Genomic DNA, 17,801 nt, shown 5'->3' with positions numbered 1-17,801 from the left:
GGCTTCTGATTAGGGAGGTCGCATGGATCTGTTTTACCGGGTAAAAACATTCTTCGCTACGCTATCCGGCAATCGCTATACCTGGCCCGCCATTGATGTTTCGTTGCCCGGCAACCGCCATTTCCACCTGATTGGCAGTATTCATATGGGCAGTCGCGATATGTCCCCTCTCCCTGCCAGACTGCTCAAAAAGCTTAACAGCGCCGATGCACTAATTGTTGAGGCCGACGTCTCCGGCAATGACAGCCCTTTTGCCGATCTACCCGAATTTGCCGCACTGGAAGAGCGCATCAGCGAGGAGCAGTTGCGCAATCTGCATCGCGCGACCGATGAATTGGGGATCTCTCCGACGCTGTTTTCCACACAACCGCTGTGGCAAATCGCGATGGTGTTGCAGGCCACCCAGGCGCAACAGTTGGGATTACGCCCGGAATACGGTATTGATTATCAACTGTTGCAGGCCGCGAAAAAGGCAGAAAAACCGGTGATTGAACTGGAAGGTGCCGCCAGCCAGATTGCACTGTTGTGTGAACTGCCAGACAACGGCCTGGCACTGCTGGAGGACACACTAACGCACTGGCACACCAACGCCCGGCTACTGCAACAGATGATGAGCTGGTGGCTTGACTCCCCGCCGCAGGACAATCACCTGACGCTTCCCAACACCTTCAGTCAGTCGCTGTACGATGTGCTGATGCATCAACGCAATATCGCCTGGCGGGATCGTCTGGCGGCACTGCCTGCGGGTCGCTATGTGGTGGCCGTCGGCGCGCTGCACCTTTATGGAGAGGGAAATCTGCCGGAGCTGATGCGATAAAAAAAGTGGCCAATATTTCTATTGGCCCGTCAAAGAGGAATTTCATCATTATTATTATGCCGCCGCTTAATGCGACGGTGTATGTCGATTGTCGCTCAAACTCTGCATCCTGCCAACATAATTGCGCAAGATGGTACTATATTTCGAACATTCGTTAGAGATATGCTTGACTCGTCATTTGGTTTAGCCAGGAAAAATAGCTATGACACCCGCCGTTAAATTACTCGAAAAAAACAAAATTACGTTCAGGATCCATACCTACGACCACGATCCCGCCGAGACCAACTTCGGCGATGAGGTGGTGCGCAAGTTAGGGCTGAATGCCGATCAGGTGTACAAAACGCTGCTGGTGGCGGTGAATGGCGATATGAAACATCTGGCGGTTGCAGTCACGCCCGTGGCCGGACAACTGGATCTGAAAAAAGTCGCCAAAGCACTCGGCGCGAAAAAGGTCGATATGGCCGATCCGCTGGTTGCGCAACGCACGACCGGGTATCTGGTCGGCGGCATTAGCCCACTGGGACAAAAAAAACGTCTACCGACGCTGATTGATGCGCCAGCCCGGACGTTTGACACCATTTTTGTCTCTGGCGGCAAACGCGGGCTGGATATTGAACTGGCGGCGGTTGATTTAGCCGCGATTCTGGAGGCTGAATTCGCCGATATCGCCCGCCGGGATTAAGTGATTATAGAATGATGGCCTGATAGCGCGACGCTTATCAGGCCAGGAAACCGCACTAACCTGTAGGCCGGATAAGGTGCCCGCACCGCCATCCGGCACTCCGCCCTGTTACTGCCAGCTAACTTCCCCCTTCGGCTCATACGCACTGGCATCCAGCGGTGAGTTTTTCTGAATGTATTCCTTCAGCACTTCCGCATCAATAAACCCGGTGTTGACGTACCCCGGTTTGTTATCAATACGCGGATAGCCGTCGCCGCCGGTCGCGTTAAAGCTGAGCGTCGCCATACGGTAGGTTTTTGCCGGGTCAACCGGCTCGCCGTTGATTTTCAAATCGTTGAGCTTGCCCTCTTTTGCCACAAAGCTAACCCTGGCAAACTGCGGATAGGCGCCGGAGTCCGGTTTCATTTGCGCCACGGCCGTCAGATAATCCGTCACATCCTTACCGTTCATGTCGGCATATACGACAACGTTGCCGAATGGCTGAACCTTCAGCACGCTTTTATAGGTGATATCCCCGCCGTCAATCGAGTCACGAATGCCGCCGCCGCTCATGACGCCAAAATCGGCACCGGTGCGCGCCATTTGCGCAGCCAGAATCAAATGCCCCATGTTGGTTTGTACAAAACGGACCTTGCTGCGATCGCCTTCCAGTCGGTCATTCACCGCACCAATTTTCACATCCAGCTGCGCTTTTCCTTTATTCTGGAACGGTGACAACAGCGAGAGCATCTGCGCATTCTCCGCGATTTCCGGGGTGTAAAGTACGTGCTCACTTTTCCCGTCTTCCCAGGTCACTTTCTTCTTCAGGTTCACCGGAATCAGCTGATAGTTGACCATTTTCATCTCGCCGTTACGGAACTCAAAGTCCGCGCGACCCACGTATTTCCCCCACTCATGAGCCTGCACGATCCAGATACCATTCTGTTTGTCCGGTGCACACGGCGTACCGGGAACGTAATCCACCTGTTTCTTATTTTCCGCCGCCATGCACACCGGGTCCTGTGAGTGACCACCCACAATCATCGCCAGCGCGCCCTCTGGCAGACTGCGCGCCATTTCAACGTCGCCCGGTGCGTTCGATCCGTGGTTGCCGTTGTCGTAATGCCCCATATGAGTGGTGGCAATCATGACGTCCGGCTTTTCATTCATCTGCAATTCCTGAATCACCACCTTTGCCTCTTCCGCTGGTTTGCGAAATTCAATATCGGTGAAGAACTCAGGGTTACCGATTTTCGCCGTGTCGTCGGTGGTCAAACCGATCACCGCGATTTTCAAATCCTGGCGTTTAAAAATGGCCCAAGGTTTAAACAGGCGCTCGCCGGTACTTTTCTGGTAAATATTGGCTGAGAGAAACGGGAACTTCGCCCACTTCTCCTGCTGACGCAGGACAGTGAGCGGATTATCAAATTCGTGGTTACCGACCGCCATCGCGTCATAACCAATCAGGTTCATCCCGCGAAAGTCGGGCTCAGCATCCTGTAGATCCGATTCGGGTACGCCGGTATTGATATCACCGCCGGACAGCAGCAGGACGCTGCCCCCTTCGGCAGCCACCTCGCGACGAATCCCGTCCACCAGCGTTTTTTGCGCTGAGAGACCGTACTCGCCGTATTCGCTGCGCCAGAAATGGCCATGGTGATCGTTGGTATGCAGAATGGTGATTTTATAGGTTTTATCTTTTTCATAAGCCTGAGCAGGCTGACCTGCCAGCGTGAATGCGGCGAACAGTGCCAGCGCCACACCCCGTTTCAAAAATTTCATGTTTCTCTCCCTGATTCCTTCACTCGGCTGAAATTACAATTATCTGAAATAATAGTCGAATAAGTTTTCAGAATTGAGACTTCCTTCAAACCTCGTCCGCAGGTATGTTAGTCAGGTAATAATCACAATGACGATATTCCCCTGTGCGCAACATCATTCACGTTGCATCCGGGTAGCGTGAAGGATAAAGCGCATACATCGCAAATCAGACAGAAGTGACTTTCTATGGCAATGAGTGAACAAACCCAGCCAGCACCTGGTGCGTCCGCGCCAGTCGCTAAGGCACGCACGTCGTTCGGCATTTTAGGCGCGATCAGCCTTTCACATCTGCTTAACGATATGATTCAGTCGTTAATTCTGGCGATCTATCCGCTATTACAGTCCGAATTTTCACTGACCTTTATGCAGATAGGGATGATCACCCTGACCTTCCAGTTGGCCTCTTCGCTACTACAACCGGTGGTTGGCTACTGGACCGATAAGTACCCGATGCCGTGGTCGCTGCCGATTGGCATGTGCTTTACGCTAAGCGGTCTGGTGCTGTTGGCAATGGCCGGCAGTTTTGGCACCGTGCTGTTGGCTGCCGCGCTGGTCGGCACCGGTTCTTCGGTATTCCACCCGGAATCGTCCCGTGTGGCGCGTATGGCCTCAGGCGGACGCCACGGTCTTGCCCAGTCCATCTTCCAGGTGGGCGGTAACTTTGGTAGCTCCCTCGGTCCGTTGTTGGCGGCAGTGATTATCGCCCCTTACGGCAAAGGTAATGTGGCCTGGTTCGTTCTTGCGGCGCTGCTGGCCATTGTTGTGCTGGCGCAAATTAGCCGCTGGTATGCCGCGCAGCATCGAATGAGCAAGGGGAAACCAAAAGCAACGATTATCAATCCACTGCCGCGCAATAAGGTGGTGCTTGCGGTCAGCGTCCTGCTGATCCTGATTTTCTCGAAATACTTCTATATGGCGAGCATCAGCAGCTATTACACCTTTTATCTGATGCAAAAATTCGGATTATCGGTACAAAACGCGCAATTTCACCTCTTTGCTTTCCTGTTTGCGGTTGCTGCAGGAACGGTAATTGGCGGGCCTTTAGGCGATAAGATTGGCAGAAAATATGTCATTTGGGGCTCTATCCTCGGCGTCGCGCCGTTTACGTTGATTTTACCTTATGCCACTCTGCACTGGACCGGCATTTTAACGGTGATCATTGGTTTTATTCTCGCCTCGGCGTTTTCCGCCATTCTGGTGTATGCCCAGGAACTACTGCCGGGTCGTATCGGCATGGTTTCTGGTCTGTTTTTTGGTTTTGCCTTTGGGATGGGTGGCCTGGGAGCCGCGGTGTTAGGTCTGCTCGCTGACCATACCAGCATCGAGTTAGTCTATAAAATCTGTGCTTTCCTGCCACTTCTGGGGATCTTGACCATATTCCTACCTGATAACCGGCATAAAGCCTGAGTTTTTGCGGCTAAAGCTAAACTTTAGCCGCCCTCTCAGCCTGCTGCCATAAGCCTTTGCTCTGTCTACAACCCATTCGTTTTCCGATCCGTGCTTTTTTCAGCTCAAATTGCAGTTTTCTTCAAAATTCAATAATTATTCATAAACATAATAGTCAAAATTGTCATAAACTATTACCTGGAATTTTGGAAATCAGCTACCAAAGGAGACGGAATGCATCACGCCACCCCGCTTATCACCACCATTGTTGGCGGCCTTGTGCTCGCTTTTATACTCGGCATGCTTGCCAATAAACTGCGTATTTCTCCTCTGGTGGGATATCTGTTAGCGGGCGTTCTGGCCGGTCCTTTTACGCCAGGCTTTGTGGCTGATACCAAACTTGCGCCGGAGCTCGCTGAGCTTGGCGTTATTCTGCTGATGTTCGGCGTCGGTTTGCACTTTTCACTGAAGGATTTGATGGCGGTAAAGTCGATAGCCATTCCCGGCGCGATCGCCCAGATAGCCGTGGCGACGCTGTTGGGTATGGCCCTTTCCGCCATGCTGGGCTGGTCGCTGATGACCGGTATCGTCTTTGGTTTATGTCTTTCAACCGCCAGTACCGTGGTGCTGCTGCGCGCGCTTGAAGAACGACAACTGGTCGACAGTCAGCGAGGGCAGATTGCCATCGGCTGGCTGATTGTTGAAGATCTGGTAATGGTACTGACGCTGGTTCTGCTGCCAGCCGTCGCCGGAATGGTGGAAAAAGGTAACGTCGGCTTCGCCTCGCTGGCCGTCGACATGGGCATTACCATCGGTAAAGTTATCGCCTTTATCGCCATTATGATGCTGGTTGGCCGCCGTCTGGTACCGTGGATTATGGCGCGCAGCGCGGCAACCGGCTCCCGCGAACTGTTTACCCTTTCCGTACTGGCGCTGGCATTAGGTATCGCTTTCGGCGCGGTGGAACTGTTTGATGTCTCCTTCGCGCTGGGCGCGTTCTTTGCCGGGATGGTACTGAATGAATCGGAACTGAGCCACCGCGCGGCCCACGATACCCTGCCGCTGCGCGACGCGTTTGCCGTCCTGTTCTTTGTCTCCGTCGGTATGCTGTTTGATCCGCTGATTCTGATCCAACAACCGCTGGCCGTGCTGGCAACGCTTGCCATCATTATCTTTGGTAAGTCGGTCGCCGCCTTTTTCCTGGTGCGTCTGTTTGGCCACTCGCCGCGCACCGCACTGACCATCGCCGCCAGCCTGGCGCAGATTGGTGAATTCGCCTTTATTCTCGCCGGTCTGGGGATGGCGCTGAACCTGCTGCCGCAGGAAGGGCAAAATCTGGTGCTGGCAGGGGCGATTCTGTCGATTATGCTCAACCCGGTGCTGTTTGCTCTGCTGGAAAAATATCTGGCAAAAACCGAGACGCTGGAAGAACAAACGCTGGAAGAGGCTATCGAGGAAGAGAAACAAATTCCGGTGGATATCTGCAACCACGCGCTGCTGGTCGGTTTTGGCCGTGTCGGCAGTCTGCTCGGTGAAAAACTGATGGCGGCCGGGATGCCGTTAGTGGTTATCGAAACGTCGCGGACACGAGTGGATGAGCTACGCGAGCGCGGGATCCGCGCGGTGCTGGGGAATGCCGCCAATGAAGAGATTATGAATCTGGCGCATCTGGACTGCGCCCGCTGGCTAATCCTCACGATTCCTAACGGCTATGAGGCCGGTGAAATTGTTGCGTCTGCCCGCGAGAAATGCCCGAATATTGAGATTATTGCTCGTGCGCATTATGACGATGAGGTCGAGTACATTACCGAACGCGGCGCTAATCAGGTCGTGATGGGCGAGCGTGAAATCGCCCGTACGATGCTGGAATTGCTGGAAACACCCCCTGCGGGTGAAATCGTGACCGGGTGATCGTCGTGGCATCGGCTCGTTTGCCTGATGGCGCTTCGCTTATCAGGCCTACGTGATGACACAGATGATGGTTACGCCAGGCCGGATAGGACGTTTACGTCGCCATCCGGCATAATGACTTAACGATCCCAGTACGACTCTTCGAGGCTATCCTCACGCTCCGGCAGTCCACGCGTCAGACGCGGAGAGTGCTGGTTCAGTACCTGATAACTCACACGATTGGCATATTTACACACCTGAGCTAATGACGAATAGGTCAGCCAGGTGAACTTGTGCTTACTGGAATTCGGCACGTTCGAACGGTGATAGCTGTTGGCGGTAATATCGTGCAGCAGCGCCGCCAGCGCGCCGTCACCTGCGCCATTGGTGTTCATGATCTTTTCCGGACCGCCCATATACGGCGCGATATGGGAATAGACGCGCAGCGGATTGCGACAGTCTTTATGGCGCATCGCGCGGCTGAACTCATATTGGTTAAATTCGGCAATCGCCCCAGGCAACAACGGGTGTTGAGTTTTGCGTTTGGCTTCCTCTTCGGTAAAGCCCGCCATGTACAGCCCTACCGGTCCGGCGGTACACAACACCAGATCGACCCAGTCCAGCGCTTTATCAGATGCCAGCAGCGGATCGTTTTCACCGGTCAGCGCTTCGGCCTCTTCTTCATTCATTGCCAGGATTGAGACGTTCTCTTTCAGGAAACCCTGCCACCATTGCGGGTTATCGGCGATCACGAATTTGGTCCCAAGCGTCAGCACCACGGGCACATTGTGCTTTTTAGCGTACTCAATGGCCTTCATGGTGGCTTCCGGCATCGGCTCGCCTGGCTTGCAGCGTACCAGATAGGAGGTCAGCACCAGCGCCGATGCCCCGGCAATCACCGGTTCCGGAATGCTTTCCGCGCGCAGCTGGTTCATGTGCCCTGGGCTGATGGCGAAGGTACGCTCACCGGATTCGCCTATCAGGGTAAAGCAGCGGCCAATCGGCCCGTCAACGCCCTGCAGATAGTTGAGGTCGGTCCGGCTGGAGGTGTTACACAAATAGCGGTAAGCGTAGCTGCCAATTTCGATGTTGCTGCACATCACGCCCAGCAACACCGAACGGTCATCGGCCAGCACGGAGTAGTTGTGCATGGTGTTACCAATCGTGCCACCGGCAAACTGATGGGTGATCAGATTGTCACGCACCAGTTCCTGATACAGCGCTTCGGCCACATCGTCTTCAATCACCAGTGAATGCCCGGCACTCAGTCCATAACGTTGTACAAACGCGTCATCCACTTTCGCTTCAATATCGACCAGCGTTTGATCGATCCCCACCACCCATGCGGCGCTGGTTTCATTTTCAGGCTGGATTTGTTGCAGCAGTGGATCGCGTGCGTTGACAGGGAAATAGTGTTTGGATTTGCGTTTACCGGGAAATTTCATAGCTGTTTTTACAGGTGGATAACTGAGCGGTGCATGGTAGCACATTCCCCTCTGGACGACAGAGTTTCAATAACAGACGAACGGATCGCAGTTTCCACGACGGAAGCTTTTACAATGGGTCGATTTCACAAGGAGCGTTTTATGAAACCAGAGAATAAACTTCCCGTACTGGCCAGCATTTCAGACGAGATGCGCGCGGTGCTGAATGTCCGGCAGGACGATTTGCCTCCCTGGCCTGCCGCCGATGATGTGCCAGCGATGCGCCAACACTACATTCTTGAACGGCGCTTCTGGAACGCGGATGCACCGCAAATGCCAACGCGGGAATATGCCCTCCCCACGCCCTGGGGAGAGGTGACAACGCGCCTGTACAGCCCGACGCCAGACAGTCAGGCCACGCTGTTTTACCTGCATGGTGGCGGTTGTATTCTCGGTAATCTGGATACCCATGACCGAATCATGCGCCTGCTGGCAAGCTATACCCAGTGCACGGTAATCGGCGTCGACTATTCACTCTCACCTGAGGCGCGCTTTCCGCAGGCCATTGAAGAGACCATTGCCGCCTGCCAGTTCTTTTATCAGCAGGCGGACGACTATCAGTTGAATATGACGCACATTGGCTTTGCCGGTGATTCCGCTGGTGCGATGCTGTCACTCGCCAGCGCGCTGTGGCTGCGCGATAAGCACATATTTTGTGGAAAGGTGGCAGGCGTGCTGTTGTGGTATGGACTGTACGGCTTACAGGACTCAGCAAGTCGACGACTGATGGGCGGCGACTGGGACGGCCTCAGCCGCCAGGATTTGGAGATGTACGAAAAAATGTATCTGCGTAATGCCGACGATCGCGAGTCGCCGTACTATTGCCTGTTCAACAACGACCTGACGCGCGATGTGCCGCCCTGCTTTATCGCCGGTGCGGAGTTTGACCCACTGATCGACGACAGCCGTCTGCTCTTCGAGACGCTTCAGGCGCACCAACAGCCCTGCGAATACAAAATGTATCCCGGCACGCTGCACGCCTTTCTGCACTACTCACGCATGATGAAATCTGCCGATGACGCCTTACGCGATGGTGCGCGTTTCTTCACTCAGCAGATTAACGCTGCACGTTAGCGGTACGGGGCTGTCAGTTTCAGCATCATATCGATATGTTCCGGCGCGGCATTTAGCGCCGGAATATATTCATACTTTTTACCGCCCGCTTCGAGGAAGATCTCTTTATTCTGCACCGCAATTTCTTCCAGCGTCTCCAGACAATCCGCCGCGAAGCCCGGACACATCACCTGAATATGGCCCGTTCCCTTCTCGCCTAACATCTTCAGCGTTTCATCAGTGTAGGGCGTCAGCCACGGTTCACGACCAAAACGCGACTGGAAGGTCATCATTACTTTTTCTGGTGGCAGACCGAGCGCTGAGACCAGCTCACGGGTGGTATCACGACAGCGCTGCGGATAGTCGTCGCCTTCATCAGCAAAGCGCTGCGGAATGCCGTGGTAGGACAACAGCAGCAAATCCGGTTCGCCGTGTTCGGCGAACGAAGCCCGCGCACTGTTCGCCAGCGCGTCAATATAAGCGCGATCGTCGGCGTAATCGCGAATAAACGAAATGCCGGGAATACGACGTTTACGCGCCAGAATGCGCGCCAGCTCATCCCAGACCGCAGCAACCGTTGAGCAGGAATATTGCGGGTACAGCGGCAGCACGACGATATGATCCACGTGGTTCGCCAGCAGCTCGTCCACCGCGCTTTCCAGTGACGGCGAGCCATAGCTCATGCCCAGCGCGACGGGCGTGTCCGCCAGGCGCGCAGCAAGCGCCTGCTGCTGTTGACAGCTGTAGACCATTAACGGAGAGCCGCCTTCCATCCAGACAGACTGATAAAGCTTTGCCACACGCGGGGCGCGAAGCGGCAAAATCACGCCGCGCAGCAGCGGCCACCACAACACGCGGGGCGTATCGACAACGCGTGTATCGCTTAAGAATTGCCGGAGATAGCGTGTTACTGCCGCCGGAGTGGGGGCATCGGGAGTGCCAAGATTTGCCAGCAGGATACCGGTTTTCGTCTGACGCATTACCGCCTCTTATCGATTCAAATTGTTGATAATTGTAGCGGAAAAGTGAGTAAGAAGAACTAATTGCTGTGAGAGGTAAAACGAGAATTTGCCTGATGGCGCTACGCTTATCAGGCCTACGCGATAATGGCAGGCCTGATAAAAGGTTCACTACGCGAAAAACTTAACCGAGGATTTTTTCCAGCGCGGCGCGCACGTCAGCAACGGCCTGAGTCCCGTCAACTTTCGCGTATTGCGTGTTACCTGCTGCCGCTTCTTTCTGGTAGTAACCAATCAGCGGCGCCGTCATCTGATGGTATTCCACCAGACGCTTACGCACGGTCTCTTCCTGGTCGTCTTTACGGGTGGTCAGCTCTTCGCCGGTCACGTCGTCTTTACCTTCAACCTTAGGCGGGTTGAATTTGATGTGGTAAACGCGGCCAGACGCAGCGTGTACGCGACGACCAACGATACGGTCAACGATCAGCTCATCCGGTACGTCGAATTCGAGAACATAATCCACCACGATACCGGCTTCTTTCATGGCGTCAGCCTGCGGAATCGTGCGCGGGAAACCATCTAACAGAAAACCGTTACGGCAATCTTCCTGCGCGATACGCTCTTTTACCAGCGCGATCACCAGCTCATCCGTCACCAGCTTACCGGCGTCCATGATGTCTTTCGCTTGTTTGCCCAGCTCGGAGCCAGATTTCACGGCGGCACGCAGCATATCACCGGTGGAGATTTGCGGAATACCATACTTCTCCATGATGAACTGAGCCTGAGTTCCTTTACCCGCGCCCGGAGCGCCAAGCAGAATGATACGCATTACGAAAATCCCCTTAAAGGTTGTCGATATTTTTAAAAAAGCGCTAAACGATACCACCATCACGCATTTGTCTCAAGGAAGGTGCCAGCGCTGAAACGGTTAATGAGGGAAAATTTAGAAAAGAGAGGCGATTAAAAGAAATGCCGGATAGCAATCACGCTTATCCGGCATTCACATCGCGGTTATCAGGAAACCAGCAGTTGGTTCATGCGGCGGATGAACTGGTTTGGATCTTCGAGCGTGCCGCGCTCAGCAAACAACGCCTGATCCAGCAGAAGTTCAACCCACTCGTTGAATTGCGCTTCATCCTGGGTATCCGCCGTGCGTTTCACCAGCACGTGGTCCGGATTGAGTTCAAAGATGTATTTCACTTCCGGTACGTTCTGACCCGCTGCGGCAAACAGTTTCGCCATCTGGGTGCTCATTTCGTCCGCGTCGGTGGTGACAATCGCCGGCGTATCCGTCAGACGGTGCGTCAGACGTACGTCTTTCACCCGGTCGCCCAGCAGATTTTTCACGCGCTCAACAAACGGTGTCAGCGCTTTTTCCGCTTCTTTCGCGCTTTCATCAACCTCATCGGCCAGCTTGTCGATAGACTCGTCCGCTTTGGCGACGGACTGGAACGCCTTACCGTCAAACTCGGTGAGGTAGTTCATCATCCACTCGTCAATGCGATCGGAGAGCAACAGCACTTCGATGCCTTTCTTACGCAGCAGTTCCAGGTGCGGGCTGCTCTTCGCTGCCGCATAGCTGTCAGCGGTAATGTAGTAAATCTTCTCCTGCCCTTCTTTCATGCGAGAGACGTAGTCTTCCAGAGAGACGGTCTGCGCAGAAGAGTCGGTATGCGTCGACGCGAAACGCATCAGTTTGGCGATGGTTTCCTGGTTAGCATGATCTTCCGCCGGCCCTTCTTTCATCACCAGACCAAACTGCTGCCAGAACGTCTGGTATTTTTCCACATCCTCTTTCGCCAGTTTTTCCAGCATCTGCAGAACACGCTTAGTCAGTGCGCTACGCAGGTTGCGGGTGACGGTGCTGTCCTGCAGGATCTCACGAGAAACGTTCAGCGGCAGATCGTTGGAATCAATAAGCCCTCGCACGAAGCGCAAATAGTTCGGCATGAACTGCTCGGCGTCGTCCATGATAAAGACGCGCTGGACGTACAGCTTCAGGCCATGTTTGTGATCGCGGTTCCACATGTCCCACGGTGCCCGCGACGGGATGTACAGCAGACTGGTGTACTCCTGCTTCCCTTCTACGCGGTTGTGGCTCCAGGTCAGTGGATCGGTAAAATCGTGCGCGATATGCTTGTAAAACTCGTTGTACTCGTCATCTTTGATTTCCGACTTGTTACGGGTCCACAGCGCCTGCGCCTTGTTGATTTTCTCCCAGGTAACGACGGTTTCACCGTCTTTCTCTTCCTGTTTTTCTATCTCAACCGGCAGGGCGATATGGTCGGAATATTTGCTGATGATGGAACGTACGCGCCAGTCATCGAGGAACTCGTCTTCGCCTTCACGCAGATGCAGCGTGATTTCCGTTCCGCGATCGTCTTTGGTGATATCGGCAACGGTGTATTCACCTTCGCCCGCTGATTCCCAGAACACGCCGTTCTCCGGCTTGTCGCCTGCGGCACGAGTGCGGACTGTGACTTTATCCGCGACAATAAAGGCCGAATAGAAGCCTACGCCAAACTGACCAATCAGTTGGCTGTCTTTCGCCTGATCGGAGCCCATGGATTCAAGGAAGGATTTGGTCCCGGACTTCGCGATGGTCCCCAGATGATCGATCACGTCATCACGGTTCATCCCCACGCCGTTATCGGCGATGGTCAACGTACGCTTATCTTTATCGAAGGAGACGCGTACACGCAGTTCACCGTCGCCTTCATAGAGGTCCGGGTTCGACAGCGCGCGAAAACGCAGCTTGTCTGCCGCATCGGAGGCGTTAGAGATAAGCTCACGCAGGAAGATTTCTTTATTGGAATACAGAGAATGGATCATCAGATGCAGAAGCTGTTTTACTTCTGACTGAAAACCACGAGTTTCTTGTCCTTTCATGTAGATCTACCTCAACAATGCCATTTTCAATGGTAAAAACACGTTGAGGGTGAAATGGGGACAACCGGGGGGGATTTCAAGCGGAGGCCGCGAGCACAGCCTCCGTTTGTTCAGAATTTAATCTTGTGGCGTCCTGCCAGAGAATGCGACAGCGTGGTACCGTCCACCATCTCCAGTTCACCGCCGACCGGCACGCCGTGTGCGATACGGCTGGCGTCAACGCCATATTGCGCGCAGAGTTCAGCAATGTAGTTCGCCGTGGCTTCCCCTTCGACCGTCGGGTTGGTCGCGAGGATCACTTCACTGAGTTGCTCGCAGGACAGGCGCTGCTCAAGTCTGTCGAGACCGATATCATCTGGCCCGATGCCGTCGAGCGGCGACAAATGCCCCATCAGCACGAAGTAGCGCCCGGAAAACTGCCCGGTCTGTTCAATCGCATAGATATCCGCAGGACTCTCGACCACGCAAATCTGGCCGTTTTCCTGACGACGCGGATTTGAACAGATATTGCAAACCTCTTGCTCGGTGAAGGTGCGGCAATCGGCGCAGTGACCGATTTCCGACATCGCCCGGGTGAGCGCTTGCGCCAGACGCATCCCGCCGCTGCGGTCACGCTGAAGCAGCGTAAACGCCATGCGCTGCGCCGACTTCGGGCCAACGCCCGGCAGGCAGCGCAGTGCTTCCATAAGCTGAGTTAACAGCGGGCTGGTTTGCATCAGAACGGCATCTTAAAGCCTGGCGGCAGTTGCATACCGGAGGAGACAGAGGCCATTTTTTCTTTCTGGGTCTCTTCAATGCGACGGGCAGCATCGTTAAACGCAGCAGCAACCAGATCTTCCAGCATCTCTTTGTCATCTTCGAGCAGGCTTGGGTCGATCTCCACGCGACGGCAGTTATGCGCGCCGTTAATGGTCACTTTCACCAGACCCGCACCGGATTCACCGGTCACTTCCAGCTTCGCGATTTCTTCCTGCATCTGCTGCATTTTTTCCTGCATCTGCTGGGCCTGCTTCATCAGGTTACCCAGACCGCCTTTACCAAACATAGGCTTCTCTCTCAATCACGTTAAGGGATGACAATCATAAGCGTCGCTTACGATCAAATGGGGCGGATACTTTCTTCATCCAGATCCGCATCGAAGAACCGACGCAGGGTCTGGATGTTGTTATCCGCAACTATCGACTCACGCGCCTGCGCAAGTTTCTCTTCATAAATCGCCTGACGCCACTCCAGCGGCGTTCGCACCGCCGGATTATCATCTTCTACGATGGTCAGTTCAACCGTTGATCCCGCAAGCTGACTCAGTGCTTCCGCCAGCTTTTGCTGCGCACCGCTGGAATTCAGGTGACGCTGGCTGGAACGCAAATGCAGACAGACCGCATTATCGTTCTCTTCTTTCCAGGCGTTGAGCGCGACCTGCTCAACCAGTTTTGGCAGCGAAAGCTGGCTGACCTGCGCCGCCCACGGATCGCGTTCAATCGCTTCTGCGGCAAGCTTAGCTGCCAGTTCCGGTGTTTTCTCATGCTCCAGCGCTTTTTTCAGCGCCTTTGGTGTCGCCACCACCTCTTTCACTTCAGCAACCGGCGTGGTCGCCTTCCAGCGATAGGCCTCTTTCTTCGCCGGCGCCTGCTCGAGCGCAGACGGTGCAGGACGAGCCTGTACGCGTTCTGATACCGAAGCCAGTCTTTCCAGCGCAGCGTTATTCACCGGCCGCGCGCGGGGTGCGGCTGCCGGTTCACTCTTTTTTGCTTTGGTTGCTCCCTGCGCACGTTGCAGTTGGTTGCGCGCCGCCAGCACCTGACTGGTGGATTCCGGTAACGGTGCTGCCGGGGCCGGTTGCGCGGGTGCAGACTGCTGCGGCACCTGGGTCGGCGTCATTACCGCCGTTGGCGCGACAGGGGCAAATGATTGTCGCGGAACCTCGGGTTCTGGTAGCGGCATACGCGGATGAAACGCCAGCGCCCGCAGTAAGGTCATTTCAACGCCCATGCGTCTGTCTGGCGCGTACGGCAGTTCTTTACGGCCAATCAACAACGTCTGGTAATAAAGCTGAACGTCCGCCGGCGGCACGGTGCGCGCCAGTTCACGCATGCGCACTTCGATCGTCGCCATGTCGCCGCCGAGTGCGGCAGGAGACAACTGGACCAGCGCAATACGGTGCAGCAGACCAAGCATTTCGACCAGCAGTGCTTCCCACTCAATTCCCCGCGCTGCGGCCTCGTTGACCAGCGTCATCACCCGTTCACCGTCGGCAGCGATTACCGCCTCCACCAGCGACAGCGCCTGATCGTCATCCAGCGTGCCGAGCATCGCGCTCACCGCCTGGGTGGAAACCTGGCCATCACCGCTGGCTATCGCCTGATCGGTCAGACTCAGCGCGTCACGCAAACTGCCATCGGCCGCACGGGAAAGCAGTTGCAGTGCGCGCGGCTCGTGGGCTATCTGCTCTTCGTTAAGAATGTGTTCAAGCTGATGGCGGATCTGGTCGACATCCAGCGCCTTAAGATGGAACTGCAGGCAGCGGGACAGAATAGTCACCGGCAGCTTCTGCGGATCGGTTGTCGCCAGCAGGAATTTGACGTGCGACGGCGGCTCTTCAAGCGTTTTGAGCAGCGCGTTAAAACTGTGGCGAGACAGCATATGCACTTCGTCGATCAGATAAACTTTGAATCGACCGCGCGCCGGGGCGTACTGGACGTTATCCAGCAGATCCCGGGTGTCTTCAACTTTAGTGCGCGAGGCAGCATCGATCTCAATCAGATCGACAAATCGCCCCTGTTCGATTTCACGGCAGTTATCACACACGCCGCACGGCGTGGCGGTAATGCCGGTTTCGCAATTCAGTCCCTTTGCCAGCAGACGGGCAATGGAGGTTTTACCGACACCCCGGGTACCGGAAAAAAGATATGCATGGTGAATACGCCCTAACGACAAGCCGTTCGCCAGTGCGGTCAGCACATGTTCCTGGCCGACGACGTCAGCAAAGGTTTGTGGGCGCCATTTTCGGGCTAAAACCTGATAACTCATTGGCTGGCTCTGAAACGCTGGAAGGTGGATTCATAGGGGGGAATGCTAACACAACCTCACTAATTCAGCGAGGTCATGTCTTCAGCTAATACGTCAGGTGCTGTTGAGCCGATTAGTGCCCCGGGAAAGGAACCAGGCTATAACAGTTGATGCCCTGCTGCGCCAGACGCTGTTCGCCGCCGAGGTCAAACAGGTTGATGATGAACGCCGCATCGGTCACTTCGCCGCCCAGACGACGGATCAGTTTCACGGTCGCTTCAATCGTACCGCCGGTTGCCAGCAGATCGTCAACCACCAGCACTTTATCACCGGCGTGGATCGCATCAAGGTGGATTTCCAGTTGATCGGTGCCGTATTCCAGTTCGTAGCTTTCAGCGATCGTTTCACGCGGCAGCTTGCGCGGTTTACGCACCGGCACAAAGCCAACGCCCAGACCCAACGCTACCGGCGCGCCAAACAGAAAGCCGCGAGCTTCGGTACCGACAACTTTGGTGATGCCTGCATTTTTGTAACGCTCAACCAGCAATTCGATGCTGAGTGCGTAAGCTTTCGGATCTTCCAGTAAGCTGGTGACATCACGGAAAAGAATGCCCGGTTTCGGGTAGTCCTGAATGCTTTTAATGCTATTTTTGAGAAACTCAAGCTGCTGTGCAGTTGCGGTCATAAGTTTGTGCCTGATTAATACGGTGTTACTTCACGGCGCACTATACACTTCATCCTTCAAGCGGCCTCTTTATTGGCTGCATTAATTTGACCCAGTGCGCCTGTGCTCGAAAACGGTCGAATTTACTGGCTACCGCTCGCAATTGCAACCGCGATTATTATGCTTCAGTGCTTTTGTTGCTTTTCGTCAATCACAGGTATTCGCCACATAAATACCAGCAGGCAAGCCAGGATCACCAGCAGCAGGATCCGCACCCACCACATCGGGGTCAACCACAGCGATACGGCGAAGGTGATGAGGATCATTACGATCGCGCGGGGCTTAACGCCCGGCGGCATAGCCTTATATTTCTGCCAGAATCGCAAATAGCTGCCAAACCACGAGCGGTAGAGTAACCAGTTATGGAAACGCGGCGATGAGCGGGCAAAGCACCAGGCAGCCAGCAGGATAAACGGTGTCGTCGGCAATACAGGCAACACGACACCCAGCGTCCCCAATACAACCGCCAGCCAACCCGTGATGATTAAAAGGATTCGTTGCATAATAAAGGCATATCGCAAACCAGAACGTTACTTTAGCATAACAGTTATCATTTTCATCGGAGTGTTACAGTGAAAACCGCCATGCTGCTGCAAAAGCTGGAAGATCAGCTCGCCCTCCTGCGCCAACGCTGTGCGCCGGTGGCGCAGCATGCCACGATCAGCGCCCGTTTCGATCGCCATCTTTTTCAGACGCGTAGCACCCTGCTCCAGGCCTGTCTGGATGAAGCTGAAGGCCACCTTCAGGCGCTACGTCAGGCGGTTGAACAGCAGCAACTGCCGCAAGTGGCCTGGCTGGCGGAACATCTGGCGTCGCAACTGGAAGCAATCTCCCGCGAAACTGCCAGCTGGTCGCTGCGGGAGTGGGACAGCGCCTCGCCGGGTCTGGCACACTGGCAACGCAGACGCATCCAGCATCAGGAATTTGAGCGACGTTTGCAGGAAATGACCGCGCAGCGCAAAGCGCGGCTGGCTCAGGTCACCCGTCTGGACGAACAACAAACGCTGCAACGCGAAGTGGAAATCTATGAAGGTCGTCTGGCGCGCTGTCGAAAGGCGCTGGACAATATTGAACGTGTCCTGGCGCGTTTAACTCGCTAATCCCTGGAGAC

The 17,801-nt window shown here is 54.8% G+C and carries 16 protein-coding genes and 1 other annotated feature; of the genes, 6 read left to right on the top strand and 10 right to left on the bottom strand.

Features of this window, described 5'->3' with window-relative positions; translation table 11 throughout:
* Positions 1–22 precede the first annotated feature (22 nt).
* Positions 23–817, top strand: coding sequence for a TraB/GumN family protein (locus ACQ0PY_RS06410; protein ID WP_044258922.1), 795 nt, complete (start codon positions 23–25; stop codon positions 815–817).
* Positions 818–1,019: 202 nt separating this feature from the next.
* Positions 1,020–1,499, top strand: a complete 480-nt coding sequence (gene ybaK, locus ACQ0PY_RS06405) for a Cys-tRNA(Pro)/Cys-tRNA(Cys) deacylase YbaK (protein ID WP_043001540.1) — start codon at positions 1,020–1,022, stop codon at positions 1,497–1,499.
* 108 nt (positions 1,500–1,607) lie between these two features.
* Here ybaK and ushA read toward each other — a convergent pair whose 3' ends face one another.
* Positions 1,608–3,260, bottom strand: a complete 1,653-nt coding sequence (gene ushA, locus ACQ0PY_RS06400; protein ID WP_109739959.1) for a bifunctional UDP-sugar hydrolase/5'-nucleotidase UshA — start codon at positions 3,258–3,260, stop codon at positions 1,608–1,610.
* Between the two features lie 225 nt (positions 3,261–3,485).
* Between ushA and fsr the strand changes: the two genes are divergently transcribed.
* Together fsr and ybaL are read left to right on the top strand one after the other, a co-directional pair.
* Positions 3,486–4,706 (top strand): fosmidomycin MFS transporter, encoded by a 1,221-nt coding sequence (gene fsr, locus ACQ0PY_RS06395; protein ID WP_043001542.1) that lies wholly within the window; start codon positions 3,486–3,488, stop codon positions 4,704–4,706.
* 213 nt (positions 4,707–4,919) lie between these two features.
* The gene (gene ybaL, locus ACQ0PY_RS06390) at positions 4,920–6,596 is read left to right on the top strand and encodes a YbaL family putative K(+) efflux transporter (RefSeq protein ID WP_043001543.1); all 1,677 of its coding nucleotides are present in this window, start codon (positions 4,920–4,922) and stop codon (positions 6,594–6,596) included.
* A gap of 119 nt (positions 6,597–6,715) precedes the next feature.
* Here ybaL and gsk read toward each other — a convergent pair whose 3' ends face one another.
* Entirely contained in the window at positions 6,716–8,020 is a 1,305-nt protein-coding gene (gene gsk, locus ACQ0PY_RS06385; RefSeq protein ID WP_061070456.1) for an inosine/guanosine kinase, read from the bottom strand.
* A 141-nt stretch (positions 8,021–8,161) separates the two neighbouring features.
* Between gsk and aes the strand changes: the two genes are divergently transcribed.
* Positions 8,162–9,133 carry an acetyl esterase gene (aes, locus tag ACQ0PY_RS06380; RefSeq protein WP_109739958.1) on the top strand — a complete coding sequence of 324 codons (972 nt, stop codon included), beginning with the start codon at positions 8,162–8,164 and terminating at the stop codon, positions 9,131–9,133.
* Here the strand turns inward: aes and hemH are convergent.
* The 8 genes from hemH to ACQ0PY_RS06340 form a co-directional block, all read right to left on the bottom strand.
* Positions 9,130–10,092, bottom strand: coding sequence for a ferrochelatase (gene hemH / locus ACQ0PY_RS06375; RefSeq protein WP_109739957.1), 963 nt, complete (start codon positions 10,090–10,092; stop codon positions 9,130–9,132). The two genes, aes and hemH, sit on opposite strands and share 4 nt — an antisense overlap.
* Positions 10,093–10,255: 163 nt before the next feature.
* On the bottom strand, positions 10,256–10,900 hold the full coding sequence (gene adk / locus ACQ0PY_RS06370; protein WP_043001547.1) for an adenylate kinase: 645 nt from the start codon (positions 10,898–10,900) through the stop codon (positions 10,256–10,258).
* 185 nt (positions 10,901–11,085) lie between these two features.
* Entirely contained in the window at positions 11,086–12,960 is a 1,875-nt protein-coding gene (htpG, locus tag ACQ0PY_RS06365) for a molecular chaperone HtpG (RefSeq protein ID WP_044258926.1), read from the bottom strand.
* Between the two features lie 110 nt (positions 12,961–13,070).
* Positions 13,071–13,676: a recombination mediator RecR gene (gene recR / locus ACQ0PY_RS06360; RefSeq protein WP_043001549.1), complete on the bottom strand. Its 606-nt coding sequence runs from the start codon at positions 13,674–13,676 to the stop codon at positions 13,071–13,073.
* A complete protein-coding gene (locus ACQ0PY_RS06355; RefSeq protein ID WP_001515903.1) occupies positions 13,676–14,005 on the bottom strand; it encodes a YbaB/EbfC family nucleoid-associated protein in 330 nt (109 codons plus the stop codon). Before ACQ0PY_RS06355 ends, recR begins: the two co-directional genes overlap by 1 nt.
* Positions 14,006–14,058: 53 nt before the next feature.
* Positions 14,059–15,987, bottom strand: a complete 1,929-nt coding sequence (gene dnaX / locus ACQ0PY_RS06350; RefSeq protein ID WP_044258928.1) for a DNA polymerase III subunit gamma/tau — start codon at positions 15,985–15,987, stop codon at positions 14,059–14,061.
* Positions 14,662–14,726, bottom strand: a sequence feature (DnaX frameshifting element). Its footprint overlaps the gene before it by 65 nt.
* Before the next feature lie 112 nt (positions 15,988–16,099).
* Positions 16,100–16,651 carry an adenine phosphoribosyltransferase gene (gene apt / locus ACQ0PY_RS06345; RefSeq protein WP_043001551.1) on the bottom strand — a complete coding sequence of 184 codons (552 nt, stop codon included), beginning with the start codon at positions 16,649–16,651 and terminating at the stop codon, positions 16,100–16,102.
* Between the two features lie 164 nt (positions 16,652–16,815).
* Positions 16,816–17,193, bottom strand: a complete 378-nt coding sequence (locus ACQ0PY_RS06340; protein ID WP_043001552.1) for a DUF454 family protein — start codon at positions 17,191–17,193, stop codon at positions 16,816–16,818.
* Between the two features lie 69 nt (positions 17,194–17,262).
* On the opposite strand from ACQ0PY_RS06340, the gene priC reads away from it, so the two are divergent.
* Positions 17,263–17,790, top strand: a complete 528-nt coding sequence (gene priC / locus ACQ0PY_RS06335) for a primosomal replication protein N'' (protein ID WP_043001553.1) — start codon at positions 17,263–17,265, stop codon at positions 17,788–17,790.
* Positions 17,791–17,801: the final 11 nt, after the last annotated feature.

This window comes from Citrobacter sp. LST-B2, assembly GCF_057983045.1.
This window is presented reverse-complemented; position numbering and strand designations above follow the sequence as displayed.

Excerpts from the sequence above, each read along its gene's own strand:
- ushA (WP_109739959.1), bottom strand. The coding sequence starts at position 3,260 with ATGAAATTTTTGAAACGGGGTGTGGCGCTGGCACTGTTCGCCGCATTC.
- apt (WP_043001551.1), bottom strand. The coding sequence starts at position 16,651 with ATGACCGCAACTGCACAGCAGCTTGAGTTTCTCAAAAATAGCATTAAA.
- fsr (WP_043001542.1), top strand. The coding sequence starts at position 3,486 with ATGGCAATGAGTGAACAAACCCAGCCAGCACCTGGTGCGTCCGCGCCA.
- ACQ0PY_RS06355 (WP_001515903.1), bottom strand. The coding sequence starts at position 14,005 with ATGTTTGGTAAAGGCGGTCTGGGTAACCTGATGAAGCAGGCCCAGCAG.
- gsk (WP_061070456.1), bottom strand. The coding sequence starts at position 8,020 with ATGAAATTTCCCGGTAAACGCAAATCCAAACACTATTTCCCTGTCAAC.
- ybaK (WP_043001540.1), top strand. The coding sequence starts at position 1,020 with ATGACACCCGCCGTTAAATTACTCGAAAAAAACAAAATTACGTTCAGG.
- aes (WP_109739958.1), top strand. The coding sequence starts at position 8,162 with ATGAAACCAGAGAATAAACTTCCCGTACTGGCCAGCATTTCAGACGAG.
- ACQ0PY_RS06410 (WP_044258922.1), top strand. The coding sequence starts at position 23 with ATGGATCTGTTTTACCGGGTAAAAACATTCTTCGCTACGCTATCCGGC.
- ACQ0PY_RS06340 (WP_043001552.1), bottom strand. The coding sequence starts at position 17,193 with ATGCAACGAATCCTTTTAATCATCACGGGTTGGCTGGCGGTTGTATTG.
- dnaX (WP_044258928.1), bottom strand. The coding sequence starts at position 15,987 with ATGAGTTATCAGGTTTTAGCCCGAAAATGGCGCCCACAAACCTTTGCT.
- hemH (WP_109739957.1), bottom strand. The coding sequence starts at position 10,092 with ATGCGTCAGACGAAAACCGGTATCCTGCTGGCAAATCTTGGCACTCCC.
- ybaL (WP_043001543.1), top strand. The coding sequence starts at position 4,920 with ATGCATCACGCCACCCCGCTTATCACCACCATTGTTGGCGGCCTTGTG.
- htpG (WP_044258926.1), bottom strand. The coding sequence starts at position 12,960 with ATGAAAGGACAAGAAACTCGTGGTTTTCAGTCAGAAGTAAAACAGCTT.
- adk (WP_043001547.1), bottom strand. The coding sequence starts at position 10,900 with ATGCGTATCATTCTGCTTGGCGCTCCGGGCGCGGGTAAAGGAACTCAG.
- recR (WP_043001549.1), bottom strand. The coding sequence starts at position 13,676 with ATGCAAACCAGCCCGCTGTTAACTCAGCTTATGGAAGCACTGCGCTGC.